Annotated in this window: 9 protein-coding genes and 1 pseudogene; 6 read left to right on the forward strand and 4 right to left on the reverse strand. The window is 64.7% G+C overall.

Translation table 11 applies throughout. From position 1 onward, the window contains the following. Both rho and trxA read right to left on the reverse strand, forming a co-directional pair. Nucleotides 1–956: transcription termination factor Rho (gene rho, locus QZY44_RS02845; protein WP_295441963.1), on the reverse strand; the 956-nt coding region annotated here is incomplete at its 3' end. 264 nt (nucleotides 957–1,220) lie between these two features. Further along, nucleotides 1,221–1,547 (reverse strand): thioredoxin TrxA, encoded by a 327-nt coding sequence (trxA, locus tag QZY44_RS02850; RefSeq protein ID WP_295441966.1) that lies wholly within the window; start codon nucleotides 1,545–1,547, stop codon nucleotides 1,221–1,223. Nucleotides 1,548–1,795: 248 nt separating this feature from the next. Here trxA and QZY44_RS02855 point away from each other — a divergent pair, with 248 nt between their 5' ends. Further along, a complete protein-coding gene (locus tag QZY44_RS02855) occupies nucleotides 1,796–3,445 on the forward strand; it encodes a DEAD/DEAH box helicase (RefSeq protein ID WP_295441969.1) in 1,650 nt (549 codons plus the stop codon). On the opposite strand, the gene yrfG is transcribed toward QZY44_RS02855, so the two are convergent. Next, the gene (gene yrfG, locus QZY44_RS02860; protein ID WP_295441972.1) at nucleotides 3,399–4,154 is read right to left on the reverse strand and encodes a GMP/IMP nucleotidase; all 756 of its coding nucleotides are present in this window, start codon (nucleotides 4,152–4,154) and stop codon (nucleotides 3,399–3,401) included. The genes QZY44_RS02855 and yrfG overlap by 47 nt on opposite strands. 26 nt (nucleotides 4,155–4,180) lie before the next feature. Here yrfG and QZY44_RS02865 point away from each other — a divergent pair, with 26 nt between their 5' ends. Further along, nucleotides 4,181–4,774: a malonic semialdehyde reductase gene (locus tag QZY44_RS02865; RefSeq protein ID WP_295441976.1), complete on the forward strand. Its 594-nt coding sequence runs from the start codon at nucleotides 4,181–4,183 to the stop codon at nucleotides 4,772–4,774. A gap of 155 nt (nucleotides 4,775–4,929) precedes the next feature. Here the strand turns inward: QZY44_RS02865 and rpsT are convergent, their stop codons facing one another. Further along, entirely contained in the window at nucleotides 4,930–5,193 is a 264-nt protein-coding gene (gene rpsT / locus QZY44_RS02870; RefSeq protein WP_295441979.1) for a 30S ribosomal protein S20, read from the reverse strand. 564 nt (nucleotides 5,194–5,757) lie between these two features. Between rpsT and QZY44_RS02875 the strand changes: the two genes are divergently transcribed. The 4 genes and pseudogenes from QZY44_RS02875 to QZY44_RS02890 all read left to right on the forward strand — a co-directional run. Continuing rightward, complete coding sequence (locus QZY44_RS02875; protein ID WP_295441981.1) at nucleotides 5,758–6,093, forward strand: hypothetical protein; 336 nt, start codon at nucleotides 5,758–5,760, stop codon at nucleotides 6,091–6,093. A gap of 391 nt (nucleotides 6,094–6,484) precedes the next feature. Continuing rightward, on the forward strand, nucleotides 6,485–6,775 hold the full coding sequence (locus tag QZY44_RS02880; protein WP_295441982.1) for an SDR family oxidoreductase: 291 nt from the start codon (nucleotides 6,485–6,487) through the stop codon (nucleotides 6,773–6,775). A gap of 280 nt (nucleotides 6,776–7,055) precedes the next feature. Further along, nucleotides 7,056–7,937, forward strand: coding sequence for a papain-like cysteine protease family protein (locus tag QZY44_RS02885; protein WP_295441985.1), 882 nt, complete (start codon nucleotides 7,056–7,058; stop codon nucleotides 7,935–7,937). A gap of 61 nt (nucleotides 7,938–7,998) precedes the next feature. Next, nucleotides 7,999–8,241 (forward strand): annotated as a pseudogene (locus QZY44_RS02890) (PhzF family phenazine biosynthesis protein); the annotation flags it as partial. Between the last annotated feature and the right edge of the window lie 101 nt (nucleotides 8,242–8,342).

Here is an 8,342-nt window from a genome sequence, read left to right on the forward strand (position 1 = left end):
GCCGTGCCGATGATGGTGAGAGAGCCGCCCTCTTCGACGTTGCGCGCCGCGCCGAAGAAGCGCTTCGGCTTGTGCAAGGCATTGGAGTCGACGCCGCCCGAGAGGATCTTGCCCGACGGCGGGATCACGGTGTTGTAGGCGCGGGCGAGGCGCGTGATGGAGTCGAGCAGGATCACCACGTCACGCTTATGCTCCACCAGGCGCTTGGCCTTCTCGATCACCATCTCGGCGACCTGCACATGGCGGGTGGCGGGCTCGTCGAAGGTGGAGGAGATGACCTCACCGCGCACCGAGCGCGACATCTCGGTGACCTCCTCCGGGCGTTCGTCGATCAGCAGCACGATCAGGTAGCAGTCCGGGTGGTTGTGCCCGATGGACTGTGCGATGTTCTGCAACATCATGGTCTTACCAGCCTTGGGCGGGGACACGATGAGCCCACGCTGACCCTTGCCGATGGGTGCCACCAGATCGATGGTGCGCGCCGTCAGGTCCTCGGTGCTGCCGTTGCCGATCTCCAGCTTCAGCCGTTTCTGGGCGAACAGCGGGGTGAAGTTCTCGAACAGGATCTTAGACTTGGCGTTCTCGGGCCGGTCGAAGTTGATGTCGTTGACCTTCAGCAGCGCGAAATAGCGCTCGCCGTCCTTGGGCGGGCGAATCTTGCCGGAGATCGTGTCGCCGGTGCGCAGGGCAAAGCGGCGGATCTGGCTCGGGGAGACATAGATGTCGTCGGGCCCGGCGAGATAGGAGGCGTCCGCGGAGCGCAGGAAACCGAAGCCGTCGGTCAGGATCTCCAGGACCCCGTCGCCGTAGATATCCTCACCGCGCTTGGCCTGGGCCTTGAGGATGGCGAAGATCAGGTCCTGTTTGCGCGAGCGGCCGACACCTTCGATCTCCATGGACTGCGCCAGCTCGACCAGCTCGGGCACCGGCGTCTTTTTTAGTTCGGTTAGATTCATTCGGATCTTCTGAGGCAGAGGTCAGGGGAGGTGCTGGGCGTCCCGCGAGGGATCGGCGTCAAGGGGAGACGGCTCGGGGGGGCTGCACACCGCGGAGGGGCGTGGGTTTGGCAGACACGGGGCACGCGCCACTGGTGGGCGTGCCCGAACGGAAACTGGTGATCCTGATGAGCGGGTCTCACCGCCCCGGGGATCAAGGGGCCGGGAGAGCGGCCGGTTCGCGGCCGGTTCGCAACCGGCGGCCCGCTCGCGGGGCCCCGGGGGTCAGAGATTGCTGTTGATAAAGGCCGTCAACTGGGACTTGGAGACGGCCCCAATCTTGGTCGCCTCCACCTCGCCCTCGCGGAACAGCATCAGGGTGGGTATACCGCGGATGCCGTAGACCGGCGGGGTCTTGGGGTTCTCGTCGATGTTGAGCTTGACCACCTTGAGCCGGCCGACATACTCCTCGGCAATCTCGTCGAGCACCGGGGCAATCATCTTGCAAGGCCCGCACCAGTCGGCCCAGTAGTCCACCAGGACCGGCTTGGTGGATTTCAGCACCTCATCCTCGAAATTGACATCGGTCACATGGACGATGTTATCGCTCACTGCAGTGGACTCCGTTTGGTGTTGCGCCCGGGCCTCAAGACTCACGGGTTGAAGGTCCGGCCGGTACCCGTCGGACAGTGCGGGCGCGTCCGGTTACCGGCGGGGTTGAGTCGAGGGCAGGGGCAGGACGGGCAAATTGGCGCAGTTTTATGCCCAAGGGTTAAGATGCTATTTGATCCAAAGCGCAAAGAATTTGCAAGCCTTGCCTTGGGTGGGCTGTGACCGTTGAGAACAATTGAAGGATTTCAATGACAGAGAAACACCTGACCGCGACCCGGTTCGACCACTTTGACCTTGACCTGAGTGTACTTGAGGGTCTCGCCGATGCCGGATTCTCCCACTGTACCCCAATCCAGGCCGCCACCCTGCCCGTTGCGCTCACCGGCCAGGACGTGGCGGGCCAGGCCCAGACCGGTACCGGCAAGACCGCCGCCTTCCTCCTGGTGATCCTGGAGCGCCTGCTGGCCTCGCAGCCGGCGCCGTCCGACCACCCGGCCCAGCCGCGTGCACTGATCGTGGCGCCCACCCGGGAGTTGGCGGTGCAGATCCACCACGACACCCTGGTGCTCGCCCGGCACACCGGCTTTCGCGTCGGGCTGGTGTTCGGGGGTACCGGCTATCAGGAACAGCGCGACACGCTGGCGGCGGGCGTCGACATCCTGATCGGCACCCCGGGCCGCCTGATCGACTACTTCAAGCAGCACGTCTTTAACCTCAGCCGGGTCGAGGTGGTGGTGCTCGACGAGGCGGACCGCATGTTCGACCTGGGGTTCATCAAGGACATCCGCTTCCTCTTGAAACGCATGCCGCCCCCGGAGGAGCGCCTGGGGATGTTGTTCTCCGCGACCCTGTCCTACCGGGTCTTGGAGCTCGCCTACGAGCACATGAACAACCCCCAGCTCATCAAGATCGAGTCTGACACGGTCACCGCCGACCGGGTGCGCCAGCGCTGCTACATGACCGCCAACTCCGAGAAGATTCCGCTGCTGATCGGACTGGTCCGTACCTGGGAGGACCCGCGGGTGATGGTCTTCGTCAACACCAAGCGCGAGGCCGACCGGGTCTGGGGCTACCTCCAGGGCAACGGGATCAACACCGCCGTGCTCTCAGGCGACGTCCCCCAGAAAAAACGCCTGAAACTGCTCAAGAGTTTCACCGACGGCGACCTGCCGGTACTGGTGGGCACGGACGTGGCGGCGCGCGGCCTGCACATCCCGGACGTGACCCACGTGGTGAACTACGACCTGCCGGAGGACGCGGAGGACTATGTCCACCGCATCGGGCGCACCGCCCGCGCCGGGGCGGCCGGGGACGCCATCAGCTTCGTGTGCGAGACCTATGCCTTCTGCCTGCCGGACATCGAGCGCTTCATCGGCGCCAAGGTGCCGGTCGAGCCGGTGGAGTCCCACCTGCTGCCCGAGATCGATTACCGCAGCCGCCTGCGCCCGGAACGGGAGGATCGCGAATACCGCGACCGCGACGGCCGCGGCCCCCCAGGCGGCGGACGGGGCCGCGACGGCCGCGGACCGGGCGGCCCCAGCCGGCGCGATGGACCGCGCGGTGCGGAACGCCCGCGCACCGCGGACCGGCCCCCGGTCACGACACCGACAGCGACAGCGACAGCGACGCCCGACGCACCTGCGCCGGTTGCGGCCACCGCCCCGCCCCGCCCACCACGCCGGGAGCGCCGTGCGCCCGAACAGGCGGCGCTGACCTCGCCCCCGGCAAGCCCCACGGCAACGCCTGACGGCGGATCGTCTGAGCCGTCGCCGCCGCCCGGCGCGGACCCGGCGAAGAAGCGGCGTCGGCGGCGGCGCAAGCCCGCGGCTAAACCAGGCGATGCCCAGCCCGTCACCCAGACGACGGACGGGCCGGCCGGCGAGCCGACCGATTCCTGAGCGAGCCGCGCAGCCCCGGGAGCAGTTCGGCGAAATCGACGATCCCCGGGAACTCGTCCTGCACGCGCCGCGGCGCCTGGGAGTCGGGCTGCAGGACGGCGCGCAGCGCACCGAATCCGTAGGTGCGGGCCGAGCGCAGCACGCTCAGGCTATCGTCGACGAACAGGGTGCGGGCCGGGTCGAATGGCAGGATCGCGTGCAGGCGCGGCCAAAAGTCCGGCGACTCCTTCGGCAACCCCAAGTCATGGGAGGAGATGATGTGCTCAAAGTGACCGGCGAGGCGCGTGCGGCCCATCTTCAGCGCCAGTGCCTGCTGGTGGGCGTTGGTCACCAGTACACGACGCTTGCCGCGGGCAGCCAGGGCCTCCAGGAAATTCACCACATGTGGATGAACCGCGATCAGGTGGTCGACCTCCGCCTTAAGGAGCGCGATGTCCAGCCCGAGCTCCCTGCTCCAGTGGTCCAGACAGTACCAGTCGAGTGTCCCCTCGAGCGCTTGGAAGCGCGGGCGCAGTTGCGCTTTGGCCGCCTCCAGACTGAGCCCCCGGGCCTCGGCATAACGGCGCGGGACGTGCTCCAGCCAGAAATGGTTATCGAAGTGCAGGTCCAGCAGGGTCCCGTCCATATCCAGGAAACAATCGTCGATGCGAGTCCAATCGAGCTCGGTCATGGTCATCGCCTCGACTCCCGTTGCTTTAGAATCGGCCATCAGACTCACCGGAGACTACTCCCCCCATGCACCAACCACTCGACGCCCAGGCACTCGATCAACTCTTGCGCACCGCCCGCACCTACCCCCGGTGGCAGGACCGGCCGGTCACCGAGGCGCAACTGCGCGAACTCTATGACCTGGTGCGCTACGGCCCCACCAGCATGAACTGCCAGCCCGCCCGCCTGCTCTTCTTGCAGACCGCGGCGGCCAAGGAACGGCTGGTACCGGCCCTGATGGAGGGCAATGTGGCGAAGGTGCGCGAGGCCCCGGTGACGGCGATCCTGGCGCACGACACGCGCTTCGCCGAACTGATGCCGGAAGTCTGGCCTCACAACCCCGGCGCAGAGGCCATGTTCACGTCCAACCCACCACTGGCGCAGCTGACGGCCTTTCGCAACGGCACCCTGCAGGGGGCCTATCTGATCCTGGCCGCGCGCGCCCTGGGACTGGACGCGGGACCCATGTCCGGGTTCGATAACGCCAAGGTGGACGCCGAGTTCTTTGCGGACGGACGCTACCGGTCCAATTTCCTCATCGCACTGGGGTACGGCGAACCGAGTTCGCTGCATCCCCGCAGCCCGCGGCTGTCGTTCGAGCGGGCCGTGACCGTGCTCTGATCCCGCGTAGGAGTGGCGCCCCCGCCGCAACGCAACCCTCAAGCGACGCTACCTTCGCACGGCAACCGACAGGCACAAAAAAGCCGGCTCATGAGCCGGCTTTTTCACCTGAGTCCCGCTGCCAGGCCGCAGGACTCAAGCCTGGCCGATCGGCCTTACGCCATCGCCTTGATATGGGCGTTCAGGCGGCTCTTATGACGGGCGGCCTTGTTGGCGTGGATGATCCCCTTGGTGGTGGCGCCGTCGATCTCCGGCAGCGCACTCTTATAGGCCTCGGTCGCAGCCGCCTTGTCGCCCGATTCAATGGCCTTGATGACCTTCTTGACGAAGGTACGGAAGGTGCTGCGCTGAGAGGCGTTCTGCTGACGACGCTTCTCGGCCTGACGGGCGCGTTTTTCGGCTTGTGCTGAGTTTGCCAAGGGGGGGTCTCCTGGAATCCGTTGGGCATAGAGCCCTGGACAGGGGCTCGGATAAAGACCGTGTATTTTCCACAGTCTCGAGCCCACTGTCAAGCAAGAATCTCCGCCGCCCCGCAGCTCCAACCTTGGTGATCCGCCGCTGCCGACGTCCGCCCTAGCGTCACCGCCGGTCGAACACAATTTGCTCGGCGCTGGTCAAGACCCGAACGGGGCGACACCGGCCAGCCCAGAGCGACCACTCCGGCACCATGGCCCTGTCGCCGAGCCCTGACGGCGGGTATGCCATAACCCCCAGCCGCGACGGATGCCGGCATTATGAATGAAACCGGCCTGGGTGCGTTATCGAACAGAATGGCGCTCCCCCGGGGCGCATCATACATACTGATCAGCACTTCTTGGCATTCATTCGCGGGCGGTCCCGCAATATGGATCGCTGATCAGCACCGACACCATTGCTTACCGCGAATGACCTTCGCTGTGCTGCCCATGATCGTCATCGCCATGGCTGGGCGCGACGGACTGGAAATGAGCGGCCACCAGCACACCTTATGAGAACTCAACGCCATGATGAAATCCACACGCACTTTACCCATTCTTGGCTGCGTCGCCACGCTGCTGTTCGGTTGCGCGACCGGCACTCCCGGCGAAACGGCTGGGGCAATCGCGCCCCGTATGATGTCGTCAACCACCAACCGCAGCAATGAGCACCCCCGCTGGGATAATGCCATTACCTTTGGAGCGGTCCCGGCCGGGCGTCAGAAAGAAGGCGATGCAAAGTGCCGTATCCTTGGCTATGAGCAAGCCACCGGCTACCATCCGCACGCCCAAAGCCGCCTTGGGCTAACCTATCCGAATGGTGGGTTTTACTGTGCTAGGTGTAACGAGGTGGGAGGCTGCTAACTCATGCACGGGAAAAGCGACAAAGGGGCCAAGCGCTATTTCATTTTGGCGTTGCCGCCGCGAAATGTATTCGGGGGATAAGGGGCCTGGGGATAAAGGGATAAGGGGCCTGGCTCGAGTTCTGTTTCCGGAAACGAATAAAGAGCCTGATCTTCGGCTCAACAGCGAGCGTGCGCGATCAGGGCTCGTGGTAACTGGCAACCTGCGTGCGGGGCGCGCGCCGCTTCAGGCTTAGCGTTAAACACCACACGGGAGAACCAATGCAAGACTCAATGGTCACAACAGCCCTTTCGCTGCCGGGTTAAAGGATTGTCAAGAGCCTCGGTATCGTTCGCGGTTTCATTGTCCGATCGCGTTCGATCGTTGGTAACTTCTTGGGCGCCCGCTGCGGGTGATTGCCGAGGCAGTGCGGTGGGGCAAGCGGGGGGCGCGGGTCAACACGATCAGCCCCGGCATCATCTTCACACCGCTGGCCAAGGAGGAGTTGGCCGGTCCACGCGGCGAGGGGTATCCGCGCATGATCGATCTGTCCGCCGCCGGGCGCGGTGGCACCCCGGAGGAGGTGGGGAGCGTTGGCGCTCTTCTGATGGGGCCGGACGGCACGTTCATCACCGGTAGCGATTTCCTCATGGACGGTGGAGGCACGGCCGCCTACTGGTTCGGCGAACTGGCTGCGCAGTGATCTGACGGTGGACCTTCGCGCGCGTGCGCGACGGCCCGGTGCCCCGCCCACCGCACTGATCGAGTGCCTTGGCCGGCGCCCCGTTGAGGTCCGGGCAGCCGATGACTATATCTCACCGGTCTCCCCGGCTGGGGAGGGTAGCCAAAAAGCGCACAGCAGATATGCCTTCGGCAACGGATCGCCGGCAACTGAAGGAGTCCCAAAGCGGTTAACCGCTGCATGACTCCCGCCGCTCCGCCATCAACGACGCACCGCGCGTCTCGCCCTTGAGGTGACTAGAATGGGTAAGCTGTTTCTCCCCAAAGAGACGCGTGGCCTCTGGGACGCCAAGTCGAAGTCCCTGACGGTGCATTGCGGTGAAGACGCCTATGTCGGCTTCCAGGGTACCAATACGGAAATCGCCGCCCTTCAGTTCTCGGCCTGGGGCTCCAGCCTGGGCGAATGCGCCAACGAAGTCTACAACGAGGGGCAAGGCAAACGCTCCACCCGCATCGACACCACCAAACCGGGCACGCTGACATTCACGGTCACGGCCGGCGACAAGCCGCTGGCCCCGCCGATTACGATTGCCATCAGGATGCGCCCCGCCTACCGACAGATGAAGGCCGAGGGGCAAATCGATGAAACCGCCTGCTGGGCCGCCTGCCTCGCCTGGTGGCTGCGGGTGTTGCCGGACCGCCCGAGCGTCGCGCAGAGTGAGTTCCTGAACAAGCTCGGCGTCGGTCTATGGAACAAGGTGGACGGCACCATTCGGCCGGCCGGCCTCGAGCATCTCGCCACCAAGAACGGTTATCGCATGAAGGCGGCGACGATTAAGGCGTCGCAACTCGTCGACTACCTCGGTTACTGGCCGCTGATACTGGGCTTCACGGCGTCCGGGGGGTTCGCCCACATGAATGTACTCTGCGGCTACGACCCATCATTCGGCACCGTGGACACCATGGAACCGATGTACCCGGACCCCATCTTCGACAGCGAGTATCAAATGATGGGCGCCGGTGATGCCGGCGTCCCCCTGTTCTACAACACCTCGACCGGCGCCCCCTATGTCTATACCGGCGCAGTGAGGACCGGGCTGAGCCTCGACAGTTTTCTCACCAGCCCGATGAAGGGTGGCACCTTCTGGGTCGGCTACCCGCAGGAATACGCAGCAAAGATGTAGCAATGAGCGGCCATGCCACACTGGCAGCGGCACACATCATTATTGAGTCAGCCGTTTTTTCGCGCCAAAGCTCGGGATTGCCGAAGACCCAGTGACCGGCTCGGCGCACTGTGAACTGACGCCGTACCGGTCATCCCAGCTGGGCACGAACCGTCAAAATGCACGGCAGGTGTCCAAGCGTGGCGGTGACGTGATTTGCCAAGTGCGCGGCAATCGCGTGATCCTGGCGGGAGGGGCCGTTACGTTTATGGAGGCAGAAATTAGCCCGGCTTCGACTATTCGACCCCGGATGTTGCCATTTTAGGCCCATTTTGGCCCTTGGCGGTAGTGTAAGTGCCTGAGTGAGCTAGACCGGGTCCTGCGAAAGCGTCTGTAGTGCCGACCTTGGTCCTTGAGCCGGATAGC

It is taken from the genome of uncultured Thiodictyon sp. (genome assembly GCA_903837595.1).
In the GTDB taxonomy this organism is placed as follows: domain Bacteria; phylum Pseudomonadota; class Gammaproteobacteria; order Chromatiales; family Chromatiaceae; genus Thiodictyon.

Excerpts from the sequence above, each read along its gene's own strand:
- QZY44_RS02855 (WP_295441969.1), top strand. The coding sequence starts at position 1,796 with ATGACAGAGAAACACCTGACCGCGACCCGGTTCGACCACTTTGACCTT.
- yrfG (WP_295441972.1), bottom strand. The coding sequence starts at position 4,154 with ATGGCCGATTCTAAAGCAACGGGAGTCGAGGCGATGACCATGACCGAG.
- QZY44_RS02865 (WP_295441976.1), top strand. The coding sequence starts at position 4,181 with ATGCACCAACCACTCGACGCCCAGGCACTCGATCAACTCTTGCGCACC.
- QZY44_RS02875 (WP_295441981.1), top strand. The coding sequence starts at position 5,758 with ATGATGAAATCCACACGCACTTTACCCATTCTTGGCTGCGTCGCCACG.
- QZY44_RS02885 (WP_295441985.1), top strand. The coding sequence starts at position 7,056 with ATGGGTAAGCTGTTTCTCCCCAAAGAGACGCGTGGCCTCTGGGACGCC.